Raw genomic sequence first — 19,515 nt, 5'->3', positions numbered from 1 at the left:
GGCCCTTGCTTCCCATCCGAAATGACAGATCACCCGCCGCCCCCACGTCACAGAAAAAACGCCCGCACCCATCAGGTACAGACGTTATCCAACACAAAAGAAAAAGAAAGTGGCGCGGTTGACGGGGCTCGAACCCGCGACCCCCGGCGTGACAGGCCGGTACTCTAACCAACTGAGCTACAACCGCGCGATGGGAGGCTGATATAGCCGCAGGCAGGGGGCGTCAAGCCCGAATGTGGGGCGGGGGCGGGCCGGGGTCAAACTCTTGACAAATCCCTCATTCAGAAATGCCAAGCCGTTGATTTCATTCATTGGAAAAGCTGCGGCACAGGGGGAAGCACCCTCCTGAAACCCAAAAGGCCCCTGCTGTCGCAGGGGCCTTTTCAAGGCGGGAATGGCGCGGTTGACGGGGCTCGAACCCGCGACCCCCGGCGTGACAGGCCGGTACTCTAACCAACTGAGCTACAACCGCACATTCCGTCCGACCCGTGGTTTCCCGCGCGCCGTAGAGGGGCTTTTAGGGGCATGCGCAGGGGGCGTCAAGCGGGACCGGAGCGAAAGTCACGCTTTTTTCGCCCCCCTCAATGGTCAGGGGCCGGGATGAATTCCCCGTTATCCGCAGGCGGCAGCCGGAAGCGGCCATGCGCCCAATCCCCCGCGCGCCAGGCTTCCTTTGCGGCGTCAATGCGGTCCTTGGACGAGGCCACGAAGTTCCACCAGATATGCCGCGGTCCGTCCATCGTGGCCCCGCCCAGCAGCATCACCCGCGCGCCGCGGTCCCCGGCCCTGACCGAGACCTTGTCGCCGGGGCGAAACACCAGCATGCGCCCGGTGTCAAAGCTTTGCCCGCCCACCGATACCTCACCCGACAGGATATAGACGCCGCGATCCTCATGATCATCGGGCAGCGGAATCGCCGCCCCGGGGGCCAGGTCGGCATCGGCATAGAACACCTCTATCCCCGTCGGGACCGGGGCCTGCGCGCCGTAGGCCGCGCCGAGGATCAGCCGCAGCTGCTTGCCCTCACCTTCCAGCACCGGCAGTTCGGACTTGCCCGCATGGACAAAGGCCGCCGGATCATCCTCCATCGCCTTTGGCAGCGCGAGCCAGGTCTGCAGACCGAACAGATCATGCGGGGTATCGCGGATCGCGCCATCCTGCCGTTCGGAATGGGTGATCCCCTGCCCCGCCAGCATCCAGTTCACCGCCCCCGGCTCGATCCACAGATCGGTGCCAAGGCTGTCACGGTGGTGCATCTTGCCGCGCAGCAGATAGGTGACGGTGCCAAGGCCGATATGCGGATGCGGGCGCACGTCGATGCCCTTGCCGGTCAGGAATTCTGCCGGGCCCATCTGATCGAAAAAGATGAACGGCCCCACCATCTGCCGCTGGGCCGAGGGCAGCGCGCGGCGTACCTCGAACCCGCCCAGATCACGGGCGCGCGGGACAATCACGGTTTCAATCGCATCCACGGCGTCGCCGATCGGGATGGACGGGTCAAGCACGGGGTTCCAGCTCATGGTGTTCTCCTTTGTGCTTAAAGTAGAACCGATATGGCCTTGCGTCATCGTCTATCGTCGCGCGGAAATTGTGCGGATTTGCACCGCTTACCCCAGAATGCGCCGCAGAATGGTCGAAAATGCAGAAATGCCCGGCGCGATCAGCGTGTCGGGAAAATCATAGCCGGGATCGTGCAGCGCCGCGCAGTCCGGCCCCGACCCCAGCAGAAACATCGCGGTGCGCGCACCGCTGCCGGCAAAACGGCCAAAGTCCTCGGACGCGCGCATCGGGCCTTCGGTGGGGCCGAAGGGGATGGCGGCAGCGGTCAGCGCAGCCTCTATCTGCGCCACCGCCTGCGGGTCGTTGTGGCAGGCGGCGAAATCATCGTGCCAGGACAGGTCAAGCTGCAACCCGTGCTGCGCCGCCAACCGCTCGGCCAGATCCTGCGCCTGCGCTTTCAGGTCGGTCATATCGGCATCATCAAGGCTGCGCAGGGTGACCCACAGCTCGCCCTCTCCGGGGGCGATGCCGAAGGTGGGCGCACCAAGCCTTGCGTGGGTCAGCGTGACCAGCCGGAAACCGGAGGCAAGCGCGCCGCCCGGACCAAGCGCCACCAGCGCGGGGATCAGGTCATACAGCGCAGGCGCGGGGGAAAGCCCGGTATCGGGCGTGGCGGCATGGGCGGTGCGGCCCGCAAGGTGCAGGCGCAACCCGCAAGAGGCGCAGTTGGCGGGCCCCGCCGACACCCGCGCCTGCCCCAGCGGCAGACCCGGCATATTGTGCAGCGCGAATGCCCAGTCGGGCCGCAGGGGGGCAAAGGCAGGGTCTGCCAGAACGGCAGCGGCGCCCGAGCCGTCCTCCTCCGCCGGTTGGAACATCAGCACGGCGCGGCCCGTGGCGGGCCTTTGCTGCGCCAGCCCCTGTGCCACCCCCAGCAGAATCGCCATATGCCCATCGTGCCCGCACAGATGCGCGACGCCCTCCGCCAGCGAGCGATGCGCCGCGGCGGAGTTCTGCCGGATCGGCAGCGCATCCAGTTCGGCGCGGATCATCACCGTCGGGCCGGGTGCGGCCCCCTGAAACACCGCAGCAACCCCATGCCCGCCCAAAGCGGTCACCATCTCATCCGGCCCAAGGGCGGCAAGCGCGGCCTGCACCCGCGCTGCGGTCTGCACCTCATCCCCCGACACCTCGGGGTGGCGGTGCAGATCGTGGCGGAACCGGATCAGGGTGGTGATGTCCTGTTCAGTCAGCGTCATGGCGTGGCCTTTCCTTTTTGCGCCCAGCCGACAGTGCTGCGCGCGGGAAGTCAAGCAAAGCAGGCTCTTGTGCTTGCCGGTTGTGCATGGACCGTCTAAGCAGGGGGAAAGGACGGTTTTCATGCGCATTCTGATCACAAATGACGACGGCATCAACGCTCCTGGGCTGGCAGTGCTGAGTGCGATTGCGCAAGAGATTGCCGGGCCGGAGGGCGAGGTCTGGACCGTCGCCCCGGCGTTTGAGCAGTCAGGTGTGGGTCATTGCATCAGCTATTCGCACCCGATGATGATCGCAAAACTGTCTGACCGGCGCTATGCGGCCGAAGGCAGCCCGGCCGATTGCGTGCTGGCGGCGATTTACGATGTGCTCGATGGGGCCAGGCCCGATCTGGTGCTGTCGGGGGTGAACCGGGGCAACAACGCAGCGGAAAACACGCTCTATTCCGGCACCATCGGCGGGGCGATGGAGGCGGCGTTGCAGGGCATTCCGGCGATTGCCCTGTCGCAATACATGGGGCGCGGCACCGAAGATCTGGACACGCCGTTTCAGGCGGCGGTGGTGCATGGGGCTGGGATCGTGCGCAAGCTGCTGGAAAAGGGCATCTGGACGCAGGATGATTTCCGCGTGTTCTACAATGTGAATTTCCCGCCCTGCGCGGCCGCATCGGTGCAGGGCACCAAGGTCGCCGCCATCGGCTTTCGCCGCGACACCGCGTTTTCGTGTGAGCCGCAGATCTCGCCCACCGGGCGGCGCTATCTGTGGATCAAGGGCGGTCCGCAGCATACCGCCACCCTGCCCGGCACCGATGCGGCAGTGAACCTTGACGGCTGGATATCCGTCACGCCGATGCGCGCGGATCTGACCGCGCATGACCTGCTGGCGCGGCTGGAAGCGCAACTGGCATGATGGGACACGGCGGCCCGGAAGAATCGGACGCCGAACGCAAGATGCGCTTTTTGTTTGGACTGCGATCAAGAGGCGTGACCGACGCCCGCGTGCTGACCGCGATGGAACGGGTCGACCGTGGCCTGTTCGTGCGCGGCCATTTCGCCGACCGCGCCTATGATGACATGCCGCTGCCGATCGCCTGCGGCCAGACCATCAGCCAGCCTTCGGTGGTGGGGCTGATGACGCAGGCGCTGAACGTACAGCCGCGCGATACCGTGCTGGAGATCGGCACCGGATCGGGCTATCAGGCCGCGATTCTGGCGCATCTGGCGCGGCGGATCTATACGGTGGACCGCCACCGCCGTCTGGTGCGTGAGGCGCAGGGCGTGTTCCAAAGCCTCGGGCTGATCAATATCACCGCCTTTACCGCCGATGGCAGCCATGGTTTGCCCGATCAGGCCCCGTTTGACCGCATAATCGTGACCGCCGCCGCCGAAGACCCGCCCGGCCCCCTCTTGGCGCAGCTCAAGGTTGGGGGTATCATGGTGCTGCCGGTCGGCCAGTCCGATACCGTGCAAAGTCTGATCAAGGTCACCCGTGGCATCAGCGGCTATGACTATGAAGAACTGCGCCCGGTGCGTTTCGTGCCGCTGATCGAAGGTCTTGGTGCAGAATAAGCGGCGTAACAAGGGGCGGGGAACACCGTCCGACAAGCAAATGAGGCAGAGCATGACCCGCATTTTCCCGGCCCCGACGGCCCCCCGTCTGCGTATTCTGTGGGCAGGAAGCGCGCTTGCCGCCCTGTCTGCCTGCATGCCCACAAACGGCGGCAACCCGATGGAGGGGCTGGACTGGGATCTGCGCAACGGCCCCGGGGTGCTGACCACCGCCGATGCCGCCCTGAGTGCGACCGAACGGCGGCCTGCGCCCGACGCGCGCGGCGTGATCTCTTACCCCGGCTATCAGGTCGCGGTGGCCCGGCGCGGCGATACGGTGGCGTCCGTCGCGGCACGGGTCGGCATCGGCGCGGATGAGCTGGCGCGCTACAACGCGGTGATGCCGACCGACCTGCTGCGCGACGGTGAAGTCGTGGCCCTGCCCCGCCGCATCGCCGATGCGGGCCCGGTTCAGAGCGGGGGCTTTGGGGCCGCCACCTCGCCGGTCGATGTGTCGAGCATCGCCACCACCGCGCTCGACCGGGTCGGCACGCCCACACCACCGGCCACCACCCGCCCCAGCAGCGGCGGCGAGCCGGTACGCCATCAGGTCCGGCGCGGCGAGACCGCGTTTTCCATCGCGCGCAGCTACAACATCTCGGCCAAGGCGCTGGGGGAATGGAACGGGCTGGGCCCGAACCTGGACGTGCGCGAAGGCCAGTATCTGATCATCCCGGTCGCATCGGCAGCGCCACCTGCCACCACGCAGGCTGTCGCCGCGCCCGGGGCAGGTTCGGCCACGCCGACACCGCCCTCTGCCACCCGGCCCCTGCCCGCCGAACAGACCGCCCCGGCGGCTGCCAAGCCCAAAGACACCCCCGCCTCGCCCGCGCTTGGCACGCAGCGCAGCACTTCGGCCAAGATGCTGATGCCGGTGCAGGGGTCGATCATCCGGCCCTATGCCAAGGGACGCAATGATGGCATCGACATCTCGGCCGCCGCTGGAACCCCTGTGAAGGCCGCCGCCGCTGGCACAGTGGCCGCGATCACTACCGACACCGCGCAAACTCCGATCATCGTGGTGCGCCATGCCGACAATCTGCTGACGGTCTATGCCGGGGTGGATGCGATCACCGTGAAAAAGGGCGATACCGTCAGCCAGGGCCAGAACATCGCCAAGGTCCGTGCCGGGACACCGTCGTTCCTGCATTTCGAAGTGCGGCGCGGGGTGGACAGCACCGATCCGGTGGCTTTCCTGCAATAGATGCGCCTGTGGTCCCCGTCGGATGCCTCCGGCGGGGATATTTAAGAACAGATGAAATTCAGGAGAATGGGCTGCTTTTCATCTGTTGAAAAATATCCCGGGGGCGCGGGCCTGCGGCCCGCCGGGGGCAGCGCCCCCGCAGCGGAGCAAGCGGGCGTACGTCCCGCGCAGCGACAAAAAAGCTTGCGCCGGAGGCGCTCATTTCAGCTACAACCGGACGCCTTCGCGCGCGGCGAGGTCGCAGAAGAACTGCCACGCCACCCGGCCAGACCGTGCGCCACGCGTGGCCTGCCATTCGATGGCCTCGGCCCGTAGCCGGTCTTCCGGGGTGGTGACGCCGTAAGCCGCGCAATAGCCCCGGATCATGTCGAGGTACTCGTCCTGAGAGCAGGGATGAAACCCGAGCCAGAGGCCAAAGCGGTCAGACAGCGAGACCTTTTCCTCTACCGCCTCGGACGGAGAAATCGCGGTGGAGCGTTCGTTTTCGATCATGTCGCGCGGCATCAGGTGGCGGCGGTTCGAAGTGGCATAAAGCAGCACGTTTTCCGGCCGGCCCTCGATGCCACCATCCAGCACGGCTTTGAGCGATTTGTAATGCTGGTCATCATGGCTGAACGACAGGTCGTCGCAGAACAGGATAAAGCGCGCGTCAGATCCGCGCAGCAGCACCAGCAGACGCTGCACCGAAGGCAGATCCTCGCGCGCGAGTTCGACGATTTTCAACGGCAGCCCTTCGGCCCGCACCGTCGCATGGATCGCCTTGACCAGCGAGGATTTCCCCATGCCGCGCGCGCCCCACAACAGCGCGTTATTGGCGGGCAGGCCGCGCGCGAAATGGCGGGTGTTCTCCAGCAGCGTGTCGCGGGCGCGGTTCACCCCGATCAGCAGTGACAGATCGACCCGGGCCACCCGCGCCACCGGCTCCAGCCGGTCGGGATCGGTATGCCATGCAAAGGCATCGGCGGCGGTGAAATCCGGGGCGGGCTGCGGGGCCGGGGCCAGCCGCTCCAACGCGGCGGCGATGCGGGAGAGCGTATCGGTCGTCATGCCTTGTGGTCTTCCTCTTCCGCCTCGGGGTCTTCCCACAGCCCTTGGGCGCGCAGCTCGGCCTCACGCTTTTTCTCGATCCGGCGGATCAGGAAGATCGACACCTCGTAGAGCGGATAGACGGCCAGAAACAGGATCAGCTGGCTCATGATATCGGGTGGCGTCACCAGTGCGGCCGTCAGCAGGATCATCACCACCGCATATTTGCGCGTGCTGGCCAGACCGGCGGCAGACACCAGCCCGGCCTTGCCCATCAGGGTCAGCAGCACCGGCAACTGAAAGCACAGACCAAAGGCGATGATCAGCTTCAGCGAAATATCCAGCGTTTCATTGACCTTGCCCTGAAACACGATGTCGATGCCCTGGCTTCGCACCGCTTCGGTCAGCGGGGTGGCCACCGGCGCGCCGGCAATCGGGGCATCTGACACCGCCGGCAGCAGCACCGACACCACCGAGGTGGCATCGGCAAAGCCCAGAAAGAAGCTCATCGCCAGCGGCGTCACGATGTAATGCGAAAACAGCGCCCCAAGAATGAACAACACCGGCGAGGCGATCAGGAACGGCAGGAACGCGTTCTTTTCATTGCGGTACAGACCCGGCGCCACAAAGCGCCAAAGCTGATAGGCGATGACCGGGAAAGACAGCGCCAGCCCCGCCACCACCGAAATGTGGATCAGGGTAAAGAAATACTCCTGCGGGGCGGTATACTGCATGATCGGGTTGGGGTTGCCCAAGGCCCGCATCGCCTCTTCGATCGGGCGCAGCAGGAAGCTCAGGATCGGCTCGGCCACCAGAAAGCACAGGACCATCGCCACGATGAAGGCGGACACCGCCCAGATCAGGCGGTTGCGCAGTTCGGCCAGATGCTCGATCAGGGGGGCCGCGCTGTCGTCGATCTCGTCTGACTTTGTCATCCTGCGGCCTTGGGGGTCTGATCAGATTTCGGTTTGCGCGGCGCACGGGGCTTTTTGGCCGGGGCGGGCGTGGCAGATGCCGGCTTGGCAACCACTTGCTTGGCAACCACTGGCTTTGCAGGTGCGGGCTTGTCAGGTGCAGGCTTTGCGGCCTTCTTCAGCTTTTCCGTCGCCTCCTGCACGATGGCATGGCGCTCTGCCTTGGCTGCCACCAGCGCTTGGGTCTCTGGCCCCATGGCCGGGGCCGGGGCAGCAGTGGCCGGTGGGGCTGCCTGCGGATCGGGTTGCAGATCGGGTTTCGGGGTCACCACAGACGGGCGGGCGGCATTCTTCAGCGGGTCCCATTTTTCGAATTTCGAGGCCGCATCCTTCACCGCCTCCAGCCCCATCGACTTGGCCGAGGTGGCGGATTTCAGATCGCGCGCCACATCCTTGACCCCGGATTCATCCGCCGCCGCTTCCATCGCGCGCGAAAATTCGCGGGCCATGCCGCGCATCTTGCCGGTGAACTGGCCAAGACTGCGGAACAGCCCGGGAAGATCCTTTGGGCCGATCACGATCAGCGCAACGATCCCGATGACAAGCAGTTCGGACATGCCGAGGTCTAACATGGCGCAAGGCTTCCTTTTGGGTCAGACCGGTCCGCTTTGGCCGGACGGTTGGTTCAGACCTTGTCTTTTTCCGCCTCTGGCGTCACGTCGCGCACCGGCGTTGTCGATGCGTTTTCAATCTCTTCCGAGCTGTCCTTCACACCTTTCTTGAAGGCGGTGATGCCCTTGCCGACCTCACCCATCAAGGACGAGATCTTGCCGCGCCCGAACAGGACCAGCACCACCACCGCGATAAGAAGAAGGCCGGGAAGGCCGATGTTGTTCAGCATGTCAAATCCTCCTGCTGCGCGGTGCGGCATGTCGCCCGCTGTCGCCTGTATCCTCACTACTCTTGCGCCGCGCATGTTCCTAGCCCGAAACGCATGGCCACAGGGGGCTTTGCCTGCAGATACCTGACAGCTATATGTCAGTTGCCTCCCCCCCAAGTCTTCCCCAAGCTTCCACGCGAGGAACCCGCCATGCGCCGCACCGACCGCCTGTTCGACCTGATCCAGATTCTGCGCGACGGACGGCTGCACCGCGCGGGCGAGATGGCGGAAAGCTTAGGCGTCTCGGTGCGCACGATCTGGCGCGACATGGCAACGCTGATGGCCTCCGGCCTGCCGGTCGAGGGCGAACGTGGCGTGGGCTACATCCTGCGCGCCCCTATCACCCTGCCGCCGATGATCCTGACCGGAGCCGAACTGGATGCCTTGCGCGCCGGGGTGCGGATGGTGGCGGACGGGGCCGATCCGGCACTGGCGCGGGCCGCACGGATGCTGGCCACCAAGATCGCCAGCGTCACCCCCGCCCCGCCCGAGGCGGAGGATGACGATCTGTTCATGTTCACCGGCAAAGAGGCCAACCGCGCCCCTGCGCATGTGCCCCTGCTGCGCCGCGCCATCAAGGCGCGGCAGCGCCTGACGCTGACCTATATTGACCCGCAGGGGCGCGAAACCCATCGCGACATCCGCCCACTGGCGCTGGATCTGACCGGGCGGGTGTGGTCGCTGGCGGCATGGTGCGACCAGCGCAATGGCTTTCGCAGCTTTCGCGTCGACCGGATCATGGCGCTTGCCGAAACCGGAGAGATCTTTGCCGATGCGCCGGGCCGCAGCCTTGCCGATTACCGCAGGCTGATGGCAGACGGTTGACGCGCGCTATTTCGCCGGAAACACGAAACAGCGGTCGCGCCGGATCATCAGCCACAGAAGTGTGCCGGGTTTGGGCAGAAACACCCCGGGTACACTTGCCGTCAGGGTCGATCCGTCAAAGGCCATGCGGAATTCCACCAGACTTTCGCGGCCCAGATAGCGGGCGCGGATCACGGTGCCGCTGGCGGGCGTGCCTTCCAGCGGGGTCGGATTGGGGCCGCGCCCGGCGCGGTCAAAGTCGATCTTCAGATGCTGCGGCCGGATCACGATATCCACCGCCGCGCCATCCGCCTGACCCGGCGTCAGAAACGCCCCGAACGGCGTTTCGGTCAGCGCCCCGCGCGAGATACCACGGATCACATTGATATCGCTGAAAAACGCCGCCGCCGCCTTGTCCACCGGAGTGTTGTAGATGTTATAGGGCGCGCCGCTTTGCATGATCCGCCCGCCGCGCATCAGCGCAATCTCATCGGCCATCCGCATCGCCTCATCCGGCTCATGCGTCACCAGCACCACGGCGGTGCCCTCATCCTTCAGAATGTCCAGCGTGGTGTCGCGGATGCCGTCGCGCAACCGGTTGTCGAGCCCGGAAAACGGCTCATCCATCAGCATGACGCGGGGGCGCGGCGCAAGGGCACGCGCGAGGGCCACCCGCTGCTGCTCGCCGCCCGACAGTTCATGCGGATGCTTTTTGCCAAAGCCGCTCAGATTTACCCGCTCCAGCAATTCATCCACCCGGCGCTGTCGCGCGGCGCGGTCGCCTTTCAGGCCAAAGGCAATATTATCATTCACCGTCAGATGCGGGAACAGCGCGAAATCTTGAAACATCAGCCCGACAGACCGATGCTCGGGCGGCACATGCCGCCCCGGCCCCGCCACCTCTGCCCCGTCAATCAGGATGCGCCCGGCGTCCACCCGGTCGACCCCGGCAATCATCCGCAGCGTGGTGGATTTGCCGCAACCCGACGGGCCCAGAAGACAGGTCACCTGCCCGGCGGCCACCTCTAGGCTGACCTGATCCACCACCGCCCGGCCCGCAAAAGACCGGCTGAGGTGATCCACAACAAGGCGGGGCTCAGTCAAGCGGGACTCTGGGGGCTGCATGGGTATCCTAGCGTTTCCGTCAACTTCCCCTAACAGCCCGCCTGCCCTCAGACAAGTCCCGCCCCTGCCAATCACCTGTTTCTAAATATCCCCGCCGGAGGCCCTTCGCCGAGGAGACGCGGCGCAGCCGCGCGACGAGATAAAAACCGCGCGCGCTTGCGCGCTCCTTCAGATCAGGCCCGCCCCCAAGCTCAGATCGTGGCATTGGTGGCGCCACCGTCCAGCAGGATGTTCTGCCCGACGATGAAGCCTGCGTGAACCGAGCACAAAAACGCACAAGCCGCGCCAAATTCGGCAGCGGTGCCATAGCGGCGCGCCGGAATGGTGGCCGCGCGCCGCGCCCGCGCCTCATCCGCCGAAATCCCTTCGGCCTTCATCACGCCGCCATCCAGTGCCGCCGCGCGGTCGGTGTCATGGATGCCCGGCAGCAGGTTGTTGATCGTCACCCCCTGCGGGGCGACCTGCCGCGCGGTGCCCGCGACATAGCCGGTCAGCCCGGTGCGGGCGGCATTCGACAGGCCCAGTTGCGAAATCGGGGCCTTGACCGACTGGCTGGTGATGTTGATCACCCTGCCCCAGCCCGCCTCGATCATCCCCGGCAACAGGGCTGTCATCAGCGCAATCGGAGTCAGCATATTGGCGTCCAGCGCCTTGATGAAATCATCCCGGGTCCAGTCGCTCCACACACCCGGCGGCGGGCCTCCTGCGTTGGTGACCAGAATATCAACCGCCCCCGCCGCCGCCAGCACCTGCGCGCGGCCCGCGTCGCTGGTGATATCGGCGGCAACGGTCACGACACTGACGCCGTAGGCGTCGCGGATCGCAGCCGCCGTCGCCTCCAGCGCCTCAGCCCCGCGCGCGTTCAAGATCAGATCGACCCCGGCGGCGGCCAAAGCCTCGGCGCAGCCACGCCCCAGACCCTTTGACCCTGCACAGACCAGCGCCCGTTTGCCCTTGATCCCCAGATCCATATCCGCCCCCTTTGCATGTTCCCCCATTGCCTAACAGCCGGTGACGCGTTGACGCAAGGGGGGCATCACGTTAAGCCAAGGGCCGTGGCCTGTGGGGGCAGCCACCGAACGGCACAACGGACAGATCACGCATGACCCCCGATTCCCCGCCCGCATCCCCGCTTCCCGGCCATGCCTGTCAGGTGTTTGCCTCTGATTGCGTCTATGTGATTCACGGGGTGAACAGTGGCGACGGTCTGGCCGGGCCGCAAGACGTGTGTGAAGGCGATATCTACGCGCTCGAATCCGAGGCACAGCCGCTGCGGTTGATCCTGTCACATGCGACAGGCGGCCAACGCGTCGCCCCCGGCAGCCAGATCGGCCAGCCCGGCGAAGGGGTGCTGCTGGAGGCGCGCTATACCCTGATCGCCCCCGATGGCGACAGGATCGACCTTTTGCTGATGCGACTGGACAGCGGGGCCGCTGTGGTGCTGCCGATGTCGCCGATGTCTGCCGCCGCCGATTACACGCTGGTCGCCATCGACGCGGCTCCGCAGGCGGCGCGGCTGGCTGACCTGCTCTGCGTGTCCTTTGCGCGCGGCACCATGATCACCCTTGCCGATGGCCGCCAGCAACCGATTGAGGCTTTGTGCGCCGGTGACAAGGTGCTGACCCGCGACCATGGCCCGCAGCCCTTGCGCTGGTTGGGCAAGGCCACGCTGCGGGCGCAGGGGGCCTTTGCGCCGGTGGTGATCACCTCGGGCACGCTTGGCAATGCGGGCGATCTGATCGTCAGCCCGCATCACCGCATTTTCCTCTATCAGCGCCAGCGGCGGGCGGGGCTGCAAACCTCGGAGCTTCTGGTGCAGGCCCGGCATCTGGTCGATGATGAACGGGTGTTTCAGCGCGCGGGCGGCTTTGTCGATTACTACTCGCTGGTGTTTGATCAGCACGAGATCATCTATGCCGAAGGTGTCCCGGCTGAAAGCCTGATGGTCAATGATGCCACCCTGTCGCGCCTGCCCGAAGGCATGGCCGAGGATGTAAAGGCGCGTTTCCCCGGCCTGGCACAGGTGCAGCATTTCGGCACCGAAGCCAGCCGACAGTTTCTGGATGAGGTGGGGCGTGCGGCGCTCTATTCCCCGCGCCGCCGGGGGGGCGAGGACAAGTAGGCACCCCCTGCCCTCGCAGGCAATGGACGGGCGATCCGCTTTGCGATAAACGCTGGCCCATGTTGAACAATCGCCCCTCCCTTCCGCCCGAGATCGCCCGCAGGCGCACATTCGCCATCATCGCCCACCCCGATGCCGGCAAAACCACGCTGACCGAGAAATTCCTGCTGTTCGGCGGCGCCATCCAGATGGCCGGACAGGTCCGCGCCAAGGGTGAGGCGCGGCGCACACGGTCTGACTTCATCAAGATGGAGCAGGAACGCGGGATTTCGGTTTCCGCCTCCGCGATGTCGTTCGATTTCCGCGAATTCCGTTTCAATCTGGTCGACACTCCCGGCCACTCGGATTTCTCCGAAGACACCTACCGCACGCTGACCGCTGTCGATGCCGCCGTGATGGTGATCGATGGGGCCAAGGGCGTGGAAAGCCAGACCCGCAAGCTGTTTGAGGTCTGCCGGTTGCGCGATCTGCCGATCCTGACCTTTTGCAACAAGATGGACCGGGAAGCGCGCGACACGTTTGAGATCATCGACGAGATTCAGGAAAATCTGGCGATTGACGTGTCCCCCGCCAGCTGGCCCATCGGGTCGGGGCGCGACTTTCTGGGCTGCTATGATATTCTGAACGACCGGCTGGAACTGATGGACCGCGCCGACCGCAACCGGGTGGCGGAAACCATTCAGATCAATGGCTTGGACGACCCGCTGCTGGCGCAGCACGTGCCCGCCGAAGCGCTTGCAAAGCTGCGCGAAGAGCTGGAGATGGCCAAGGCCCTGCTGCCCGCCTTTGACCGCGAGGCGCTGCTGAACGGGTCGATGACGCCGATCTGGTTCGGATCGGCGATCAATTCCTTTGGCGTGAAAGAGCTGATGGACGGCATCGGAAAATTCGGGCCGGAACCGCAGCCGCAACCGACCGCCACCCGCAAGGTTGCGCCCGAGGAGTCCGCCGTCACCGGCGTGGTGTTCAAGGTGCAGGCCAACATGGACCCCAAGCACCGCGACCGCGTGGCCTTTGTGCGCCTCGCCTCCGGCCATTTTGAGCGTGGCATGAAGCTGACCCATGTGCGCAGCAAGAAACAGATGGCCATCGCCAACCCGGTGATGTTCCTCGCGGCCGACCGTGAACTGGCCGAAGAGGCTTGGGCCGGCGACATCATCGGCATCCCGAACCACGGCCAGCTGCGCATCGGCGATGCACTGACCGAAGGCGAGGCGCTGCGCTTTACCGGCATCCCGTCTTTTGCGCCCGAACTGCTGCAAGGCGTGCGCGCGGGCGATCCGATGAAAGCCAAGCACCTGGAAAAGGCGCTGATGCAATTCGCCGAAGAGGGTGCCGCCAAGGTGTTCAAGCCGATGATCGGGTCAGGCTTCATCGTCGGCGTGGTCGGTGCCTTGCAATTCGACGTACTGGCCAGCCGGATCGAGGCGGAATACTCGCTGCCCGTGCGGTTTGAGGGCAGCCAGTTTTCCTCCGCCCGCTGGGTGCAGGGTCCGAAGGCCGAGGTTGAACGGATGACCAACATCAACAAACAGCACATGGCCACCGATCACGATGGCGACGTGGTGTTCCTGACCCGGCTGCAATGGGACATCGACCGCGTGGTGCGCGATTACCCGGAGCTGCGGCTGACCGCGACCAAGGAAATGATGGTGTAACCTGCGGGGGCGACTGCGCCCCCGCCGTGGCCGCTAGCGGGGGGCCTTGATGACCTTGCCGTCCTCATCCACCTCATCGGTGATCACCCGGAACGATTGCAGCGAATGCGGCCCGAACGAGGTGATCATCGGCACATCCACGGCATCGCGCCCGTAGGCGATGACGATGCGGCCGATCCGGCGCTTGTTGTTGCGCGGATCAAAGGTGTGCCAGGCCCCGCCCAGATACACCTCCATCCACGCGGCATAATCCATCGGGTCGGTGGTGAAGGGGATGCCGAAATCCCCAAGCTGACCGTTCACATAGCGCGCCGGAATGTTCATGCAACGGCACAGCGTAATGGCCAGATGCGCGAAATCGCGGCAGACGCCGCGGCCTTCCTGCCAGGCGTCATAGGCGCTGCGGGTGTTGCGGGCGTCCTGATAATTGAAGCGGATATGGCCGTGCACATAATCGCAGATCGCCTGCACCTTGCCCCAGCCCGGGGCCAGATGGCCGAACATGTCCCAGGCGAGCTGGCTCATCCGGTCCACTTCGCAATAGCGCGAGGACAAAAGATACATCAGCGCCTCATCCGGCAGATCGGAAACCGGATGTTCCTGCGCATCGGGGGTCACCGGGTCCAGATCGCCGCTGTCGCGCATCAGGCCTTCGCCCTGCAACCGGATCTCACCGGCGGGCGCATTGAAGCGGCGGCAGATATTGCCGAAACTGTCGGTGTAGATTTCTTCCGGCACATCAGGAAAGCGGGTATGCACTTCGGGGCGCAGCATGTCGCCTTTCCGCTCGGTGCGGGCGCTGACCATGGTGACGACCGGAGTCTCCTGCGCGCACAACAGGGTGAAATCATAACCATAACGGATCAGCATAAAGGCCCTTTCAATCGGCATTGCGCCCATGGCGCGGATCAACGTAGCATGCGGGTACGACCGACCCTAGTCGCGCGTAAGGCTTTAACGCTTTGGCAGGGATTTGGTTGCGTCAGGTGCCTTAAAAACCGCCACATTGACGTTTGGCGCGAATTGCGATAAGCGGTGACAAGCTCGTATACGGCGGGCCATTGCCGGGGCGCCGGATTGCATGCGTCCCTTTTCATGTTTTGTGGGCCGATCCCACATCCAAAGGACGCTGATGCTGAAATTCTCCGACCTCGCGCTTGACCCGCGCGTTCTGCAAGCCGTTATCGACACCGGCTATGAAACCCCCACCCCCATTCAGGAACAGGCGATCCCCTTCGCGCTTGAAGGGCGCGACGTGTTGGGCATTGCCCAGACCGGCACCGGGAAAACCGCCAGCTTTACGCTGCCGATGATCACCCGGCTTGGCCGTGGCCGCGCCCGCGCGCGGATGCCGCGTTCGCTGGTGCTGTGCCCGACGCGCGAGTTGGCAGCCCAGGTGGCGGAAAACTTCGACACCTATGCCAAGCACACCAAGCTGACCAAGGCGCTCTTGATCGGCGGCGTGTCGTTTGGTGAACAGGATAAGCTGATCGACCGTGGCGTCGATGTGCTGATCGCCACGCCGGGCCGGTTGCTCGACCATTTCGAGCGTGGCAAGCTGCTGCTGACAGGCGTGGAAATCATGGTGGTGGATGAAGCCGACCGGATGCTGGATATGGGCTTTATCCCTGATATCGAACGCATTTTCCAGCTGACCCCGTTCAGCCGCCAGACCCTGTTCTTCAGTGCCACCATGGCACCTGAAATTGAACGGATCACCAACACCTTCCTGACCAACCCGGCCCGGGTGCAGGTGGAACGGCAGAATTCGGCCTCGACCACCATCGAACAGGCGCTGATCCAGTTCACCCCCACCCGCCGCGACCGCAGCTTTACCGAAAAGCGCGCCGTGTTGCGCAGCCTGATCAAGGGCGAAGGCGAGAGCTGCACCAACGCGATCATCTTCTGCAACCGCAAGATGGATGTGGATGTGGTGGCCAAGTCGCTGAAAGCGCATGGTTTCAACGCCGCGCCCATTCACGGCGATCTGGAACAGTCGCAGCGGATGAAAACGCTGGATGCCTTCCGCGACGGGTCGTTGCACCTGCTGGTGGCGTCTGATGTTGCGGCGCGGGGTCTGGACATTCCGGCCGTCAGCCATGTGTTCAACTTCGACGTGCCCTCGCACCCGGAAGATTACGTCCACCGCATCGGCCGCACAGGCCGGGCCGGGCGTCTGGGCAAGGCCTATACGATTGCGGTGCCGAATGACGACAAATACCTGTCGGCCATCGAATCGCTGGTCAAACTGCCGATCCCGCGTGGCGTGGTGCCCGAAGGGGCGCTGACGGGCCTCGACGAATCGTCCTCGGACAAACCGCGCGAATCGCGTGGCGAGCCGCGCGGCAAATCGCGCGACCGTGACCGCAACCGCAAGCCCAAGCGGGATGAGACCGCCACCCCCGCCAGCATGGAGCCGATTGCGCAACCCGTGATCGTCGACGTGGTGGCCGAAGCCCCGGCCCCGGCGACCCCGCGCCGTGAAGAGCGCCGGTCGGACCGTCGCGATGACGCCCCCGCGCGGGAAGAGCGTCGCAGTGACGCGCCGCCGCGCGAAGATCGCCGCAGCGACCGCCGGGATGATGCGCCGCCCTCACGTGACCGCCGCGATGATCGTCGTGACGACCGTCGCGATGGCGGGCGTGACCGCCGCGATCATTCGGTGGTGGGCATGGGCGATCATGTGCCCGATTTCATCCTGCGCAGCTTCAAGATCACCGCTGTTACGGCGGATGATACCGAAGATGAGCCAGCCACCGGCACCGATGGCTGAGTGTGCCCGCACGATTTTTCTGCGAAAAATCAGATCCCCCAATGCCAAAGGCCCTGCAGCGATGCAGGGCCTTTTCCTTTGCAGTGCCGGGCGGTGCGGGCCTATTCGGCCTGCAACCGGCTGACCACGACCGTCACTTCCGGCTTTTTGCCGATTTCTTCCATCGACACCTGACGCACGATCCGGCGCAGCGCTTCATCCAGCTTGTTGTCGTCGCGCAGAACCTTGGCACCGGCGGTTTCGAGATAGGCCGACAGATCGGTCTCCAGCGTTTCGGCCAGATTGCGCTCTCCGCGGCCAACAGCGGGCAGGCCCGACAATTCGACCCAGGCCTCACCCAGCGGTTCGTCCGATTCGTCCAGAATGACGGTGACCATCGCGTGACCGTTCAGCGCCATGCGGATACGGTCGCGCACCACGCCATCCATCGCGCCGATCAGCACATTGCCATCCAGATAGATCCGGCCGGTCTCGATGTATTCGACGACCTTGGGCGTTTCGCCGGTCAGGTCCATCATCATGCCATTGGTGGCGACTTCCGCAGCGATCCCCGATGCGGTCGCGATCTTGACATGCTCGCGCAGGTGGCGGTGTTCGCCATGCATCGGGATCAACATGTCGGGCAACAGCAGGCGGTGCACATGTTCCAGATCGGGGCGGTTGGCGTGGCCCGAAACGTGATACAGACCGTCCGAGTCATCGACCACATCGACGCCCATCTCTGAAAACGCGTTCATGATCTTGAGCACGCCGCGTTCATTGCCGGGAATGACCTTGGACGAAAACAGGAAGGTATCCCCCTCTTTCATCTGCAATCCCAGATACTTGCCACGGCTCAGCTGGGCCGACGCGGCGCGGCGTTCGCCCTGGCTGCCGGTGACCAGCAGCATCAGGTTGCCACGCGGAATGTCCAGCGCCTCTTCCGGCGAGACCAGACGCGGAAAGCCGGTCAGCACGCCGGTTTCCTCCGACGCCGACAGCATCCGCCGCATCGACCGGCCCAGCACGCAGATCGAGCGGTCCGACGCGCGGGCCGCTTCGGCAAGCGTTTTCAGCCGGGCGACGTTCGACCCGAAGGTTGTCGCCACCACCATGCCGCCGCGCGACGAGATCAGCTCGCGCAGCGCGGTGCCAAGGGTCGATTCCGACCGGCCCGGATGGGTGGAAAACACATTGGTGGAATCGCACATCAGCGCCTTGATCGGGCGCTCTTCGGCGATGGCCTTGATCGCTTCATCATCCCAGGGTTCGCCCACCACCGGATTGTGGTCGATCTTGAAATCGGCGGAGTGGAAGATGCGGCCGGCGGGCGTGTCGATCACCAGCGCACTCGCCTCGGGGATCGAATGGCTGACCGGGACGAACTGAACCTCGAACGGGCCGGCCTGAACCACGGCGGGGCGCGGCTGGACCGTGGTGATAATGTCCAGCGGCAGGCCCATTTCATCCAGCTTCAGCCGGCCGATGGTCGCGGTGAAGCGGCGGGCATAGACCTTGGATTTCAGCTTGGGCCACAACAACCCGAGTGCGCCGATGTGGTCTTCATGCGCGTGGGTGATGAAGATGCCGTCGACCCGGTCGGCCCGCGCCTCAAGCCAGGAGATATCGGCCATGATCAGATCGACACCGGGGCTGCCATCCATATCGGGGAAGGTGACCCCAAGATCGACAACGATCAGACGCTCGCGCCCTTCCGGGCCATAACCATAGACATAGCAGTTCATCCCGATCTCACCCGCGCCACCGAGGGGAAGATAGATCAGACGGTTCACAGACATGCAGTTTCCTTGTTGTAGTCGTGGATCAGGACGAGGCCATGCATGGTCAGATCATCCTCGATCATGTGAAATAAATCGGTGCCTTGTGCGAACAAGGAGGCAAGCCCCCCGGTCGCGATAACTTTGGTGGGACGGTCGCGTTCGCGGCGCACTTCACGCACGATGCCTTCGACCAGCCCGATATACCCCCAATACACCCCGGATTGCATACAGGCCACCGTATTCGTGCCAATGGCTTTGGCCGGTTTGGCCACGTCAATATGCGGCAGGGCGGCGGCGGCCATATGCAGCGCCTCAAGGCTGAGGTTCACGCCGGGCGCGATGACACCGCCGACGTAAGCCCCATCGGTATCGACCACATCAAAGGTCGTCGCGGTGCCGAAATCGACCACGATCAGATCGCCGCCATGCCGGTCATGCGCACCTGCGGTGTTGACCAGCCGGTCGGGGCCGACTGTGGTGCCCTGATCGACACGCGGCGGCACCGGCAGGCGGCATTCAGGCTTGCCCACCACCAGCGGACGGCACCCGAAATAACGGTCACACAGCACCCGCAGGTTGAACACCACGCGCGGCACGGTCGAGGAGATGATCGCCTCGGTGATGGTGGCTTCGGTTTTGGTCATGACCATCAGTGACGACAACCAGACGAAATACTCATCCGCCGTGCGGGTGTGATCGGTCGCGATGCGCCAGGTCGCGATGAACTGTGTGCCATCCCAGACGGAGAACACTGTGTTGGTATTGCCGCAGTCAATGGCGAGAAGCATGGGCGTGGTTCCGGGCGTTTGGTCTTGCAAAGGCGGC

General features: G+C 64.7%; 18 protein-coding genes and 2 tRNA genes. 7 read left to right on the top strand and 13 right to left on the bottom strand.

Going from position 1 to position 19,515, the window contains the following annotated elements:
• Positions 1–110 precede the first annotated feature (110 nt).
• The 4 genes from Q7J44_RS02620 to Q7J44_RS02605 all read right to left on the bottom strand — a co-directional run bounded on the left by Q7J44_RS02620 (position 111) and on the right by Q7J44_RS02605 (position 2,759).
• Positions 111–187 (bottom strand) — tRNA-Asp (locus Q7J44_RS02620).
• Positions 188–395: 208 nt separating this feature from the next.
• A tRNA-Asp gene (locus Q7J44_RS02615) sits at positions 396–472 on the bottom strand.
• Between the two features lie 109 nt (positions 473–581).
• A complete protein-coding gene (locus tag Q7J44_RS02610; protein ID WP_304876710.1) occupies positions 582–1,520 on the bottom strand; it encodes a pirin family protein in 939 nt (312 codons plus the stop codon).
• A gap of 87 nt (positions 1,521–1,607) precedes the next feature.
• Positions 1,608–2,759 (bottom strand): amidohydrolase, encoded by a 1,152-nt coding sequence (locus Q7J44_RS02605; RefSeq protein WP_304876708.1) that lies wholly within the window; start codon positions 2,757–2,759, stop codon positions 1,608–1,610.
• A gap of 121 nt (positions 2,760–2,880) precedes the next feature.
• On the opposite strand from Q7J44_RS02605, the gene surE reads away from it, so the two are divergent.
• From surE to Q7J44_RS02590, 3 genes are read left to right on the top strand one after another with little or no spacing between them, the layout of a single operon-like run.
• Positions 2,881–3,666 (top strand): 5'/3'-nucleotidase SurE, encoded by a 786-nt coding sequence (gene surE / locus Q7J44_RS02600; protein ID WP_304876706.1) that lies wholly within the window; start codon positions 2,881–2,883, stop codon positions 3,664–3,666.
• Positions 3,666–4,325: a protein-L-isoaspartate(D-aspartate) O-methyltransferase gene (locus Q7J44_RS02595; protein WP_304876891.1), complete on the top strand. Its 660-nt coding sequence runs from the start codon at positions 3,666–3,668 to the stop codon at positions 4,323–4,325. Before surE ends, Q7J44_RS02595 begins: the two co-directional genes overlap by 1 nt.
• A gap of 52 nt (positions 4,326–4,377) precedes the next feature.
• A complete protein-coding gene (locus Q7J44_RS02590) occupies positions 4,378–5,568 on the top strand; it encodes a peptidoglycan DD-metalloendopeptidase family protein (RefSeq protein WP_370692941.1) in 1,191 nt (396 codons plus the stop codon).
• Positions 5,569–5,775: 207 nt separating this feature from the next.
• Here the strand turns inward: Q7J44_RS02590 and Q7J44_RS02585 are convergent, their stop codons facing one another.
• The 4 genes from Q7J44_RS02585 to tatA are packed head-to-tail and all read right to left on the bottom strand — an operon-like array spanning position 5,776 to position 8,409.
• Positions 5,776–6,615, bottom strand: coding sequence for an ATP-binding protein (locus tag Q7J44_RS02585; protein ID WP_304876704.1), 840 nt, complete (start codon positions 6,613–6,615; stop codon positions 5,776–5,778).
• On the bottom strand, positions 6,612–7,529 hold the full coding sequence (locus Q7J44_RS02580; protein ID WP_304876702.1) for a twin-arginine translocase subunit TatC: 918 nt from the start codon (positions 7,527–7,529) through the stop codon (positions 6,612–6,614). Before Q7J44_RS02580 ends, Q7J44_RS02585 begins: the two co-directional genes overlap by 4 nt.
• Positions 7,526–8,140: a Sec-independent protein translocase protein TatB gene (gene tatB, locus Q7J44_RS02575; RefSeq protein ID WP_304876700.1), complete on the bottom strand. Its 615-nt coding sequence runs from the start codon at positions 8,138–8,140 to the stop codon at positions 7,526–7,528. The genes Q7J44_RS02580 and tatB overlap by 4 nt, the downstream gene beginning before the upstream one ends.
• Before the next feature lie 53 nt (positions 8,141–8,193).
• On the bottom strand, positions 8,194–8,409 hold the full coding sequence (gene tatA / locus Q7J44_RS02570) for a twin-arginine translocase TatA/TatE family subunit (RefSeq protein ID WP_304876698.1): 216 nt from the start codon (positions 8,407–8,409) through the stop codon (positions 8,194–8,196).
• A gap of 189 nt (positions 8,410–8,598) precedes the next feature.
• On the opposite strand from tatA, the gene Q7J44_RS02565 reads away from it, so the two are divergent.
• Positions 8,599–9,273, top strand: coding sequence for a YafY family protein (locus tag Q7J44_RS02565; protein WP_304876696.1), 675 nt, complete (start codon positions 8,599–8,601; stop codon positions 9,271–9,273).
• 6 nt (positions 9,274–9,279) lie between these two features.
• Here the strand turns inward: Q7J44_RS02565 and Q7J44_RS02560 are convergent, their stop codons facing one another.
• Together Q7J44_RS02560 and Q7J44_RS02555 are read right to left on the bottom strand one after the other, a co-directional pair.
• Positions 9,280–10,377 carry an ABC transporter ATP-binding protein gene (locus Q7J44_RS02560; protein ID WP_304876694.1) on the bottom strand — a complete coding sequence of 366 codons (1,098 nt, stop codon included), beginning with the start codon at positions 10,375–10,377 and terminating at the stop codon, positions 9,280–9,282.
• A 191-nt stretch (positions 10,378–10,568) separates the two neighbouring features.
• Positions 10,569–11,348, bottom strand: coding sequence for an SDR family oxidoreductase (locus Q7J44_RS02555; protein WP_304876692.1), 780 nt, complete (start codon positions 11,346–11,348; stop codon positions 10,569–10,571).
• A 131-nt stretch (positions 11,349–11,479) separates the two neighbouring features.
• Here Q7J44_RS02555 and Q7J44_RS02550 point away from each other — a divergent pair, with 131 nt between their 5' ends.
• Both Q7J44_RS02550 and Q7J44_RS02545 read left to right on the top strand, forming a co-directional pair.
• Positions 11,480–12,499: a Hint domain-containing protein gene (locus Q7J44_RS02550; RefSeq protein WP_304876690.1), complete on the top strand. Its 1,020-nt coding sequence runs from the start codon at positions 11,480–11,482 to the stop codon at positions 12,497–12,499.
• 59 nt (positions 12,500–12,558) lie between these two features.
• A complete protein-coding gene (locus Q7J44_RS02545) occupies positions 12,559–14,157 on the top strand; it encodes a peptide chain release factor 3 (protein WP_304876688.1) in 1,599 nt (532 codons plus the stop codon).
• A gap of 33 nt (positions 14,158–14,190) precedes the next feature.
• On the opposite strand, the gene Q7J44_RS02540 is transcribed toward Q7J44_RS02545, so the two are convergent.
• Complete coding sequence (locus tag Q7J44_RS02540; protein ID WP_304876686.1) at positions 14,191–15,027, bottom strand: transglutaminase family protein; 837 nt, start codon at positions 15,025–15,027, stop codon at positions 14,191–14,193.
• Between the two features lie 262 nt (positions 15,028–15,289).
• Here Q7J44_RS02540 and Q7J44_RS02535 point away from each other — a divergent pair, with 262 nt between their 5' ends.
• Positions 15,290–16,930, top strand: a complete 1,641-nt coding sequence (locus Q7J44_RS02535; protein ID WP_304876684.1) for a DEAD/DEAH box helicase — start codon at positions 15,290–15,292, stop codon at positions 16,928–16,930.
• A gap of 101 nt (positions 16,931–17,031) precedes the next feature.
• Here Q7J44_RS02535 and Q7J44_RS02530 read toward each other — a convergent pair whose 3' ends face one another.
• Both Q7J44_RS02530 and Q7J44_RS02525 read right to left on the bottom strand, forming a co-directional pair.
• Positions 17,032–18,708 carry a ribonuclease J gene (locus tag Q7J44_RS02530; protein WP_304876682.1) on the bottom strand — a complete coding sequence of 559 codons (1,677 nt, stop codon included), beginning with the start codon at positions 18,706–18,708 and terminating at the stop codon, positions 17,032–17,034.
• On the bottom strand, positions 18,699–19,478 hold the full coding sequence (locus tag Q7J44_RS02525) for a type III pantothenate kinase (RefSeq protein WP_304876680.1): 780 nt from the start codon (positions 19,476–19,478) through the stop codon (positions 18,699–18,701). The genes Q7J44_RS02530 and Q7J44_RS02525 overlap by 10 nt, the downstream gene beginning before the upstream one ends.
• Positions 19,479–19,515: the final 37 nt, after the last annotated feature.

Source organism: Pseudotabrizicola sp., from assembly GCF_030656345.1.
Lineage (GTDB): Bacteria > Pseudomonadota > Alphaproteobacteria > Rhodobacterales > Rhodobacteraceae > Pseudotabrizicola.
The sequence above is the reverse complement of the archived record's forward strand: the minus strand, read 5'-3'. Positions and strand labels throughout refer to the sequence as shown.

Excerpts from the sequence above, each read along its gene's own strand:
- Q7J44_RS02610 (WP_304876710.1), bottom strand. The coding sequence starts at position 1,520 with ATGAGCTGGAACCCCGTGCTTGACCCGTCCATCCCGATCGGCGACGCC.
- Q7J44_RS02605 (WP_304876708.1), bottom strand. The coding sequence starts at position 2,759 with ATGACGCTGACTGAACAGGACATCACCACCCTGATCCGGTTCCGCCAC.
- surE (WP_304876706.1), top strand. The coding sequence starts at position 2,881 with ATGCGCATTCTGATCACAAATGACGACGGCATCAACGCTCCTGGGCTG.
- Q7J44_RS02595 (WP_304876891.1), top strand. The coding sequence starts at position 3,666 with ATGGGACACGGCGGCCCGGAAGAATCGGACGCCGAACGCAAGATGCGC.
- Q7J44_RS02590 (WP_370692941.1), top strand. The coding sequence starts at position 4,378 with ATGACCCGCATTTTCCCGGCCCCGACGGCCCCCCGTCTGCGTATTCTG.
- Q7J44_RS02585 (WP_304876704.1), bottom strand. The coding sequence starts at position 6,615 with ATGACGACCGATACGCTCTCCCGCATCGCCGCCGCGTTGGAGCGGCTG.
- Q7J44_RS02580 (WP_304876702.1), bottom strand. The coding sequence starts at position 7,529 with ATGACAAAGTCAGACGAGATCGACGACAGCGCGGCCCCCCTGATCGAG.
- tatB (WP_304876700.1), bottom strand. The coding sequence starts at position 8,140 with ATGTTAGACCTCGGCATGTCCGAACTGCTTGTCATCGGGATCGTTGCG.
- tatA (WP_304876698.1), bottom strand. The coding sequence starts at position 8,409 with ATGCTGAACAACATCGGCCTTCCCGGCCTTCTTCTTATCGCGGTGGTG.
- Q7J44_RS02565 (WP_304876696.1), top strand. The coding sequence starts at position 8,599 with ATGCGCCGCACCGACCGCCTGTTCGACCTGATCCAGATTCTGCGCGAC.
- Q7J44_RS02560 (WP_304876694.1), bottom strand. The coding sequence starts at position 10,377 with ATGCAGCCCCCAGAGTCCCGCTTGACTGAGCCCCGCCTTGTTGTGGAT.
- Q7J44_RS02555 (WP_304876692.1), bottom strand. The coding sequence starts at position 11,348 with ATGGATCTGGGGATCAAGGGCAAACGGGCGCTGGTCTGTGCAGGGTCA.
- Q7J44_RS02550 (WP_304876690.1), top strand. The coding sequence starts at position 11,480 with ATGACCCCCGATTCCCCGCCCGCATCCCCGCTTCCCGGCCATGCCTGT.
- Q7J44_RS02545 (WP_304876688.1), top strand. The coding sequence starts at position 12,559 with ATGTTGAACAATCGCCCCTCCCTTCCGCCCGAGATCGCCCGCAGGCGC.
- Q7J44_RS02540 (WP_304876686.1), bottom strand. The coding sequence starts at position 15,027 with ATGCTGATCCGTTATGGTTATGATTTCACCCTGTTGTGCGCGCAGGAG.
- Q7J44_RS02535 (WP_304876684.1), top strand. The coding sequence starts at position 15,290 with ATGCTGAAATTCTCCGACCTCGCGCTTGACCCGCGCGTTCTGCAAGCC.
- Q7J44_RS02530 (WP_304876682.1), bottom strand. The coding sequence starts at position 18,708 with ATGTCTGTGAACCGTCTGATCTATCTTCCCCTCGGTGGCGCGGGTGAG.
- Q7J44_RS02525 (WP_304876680.1), bottom strand. The coding sequence starts at position 19,478 with ATGCTTCTCGCCATTGACTGCGGCAATACCAACACAGTGTTCTCCGTC.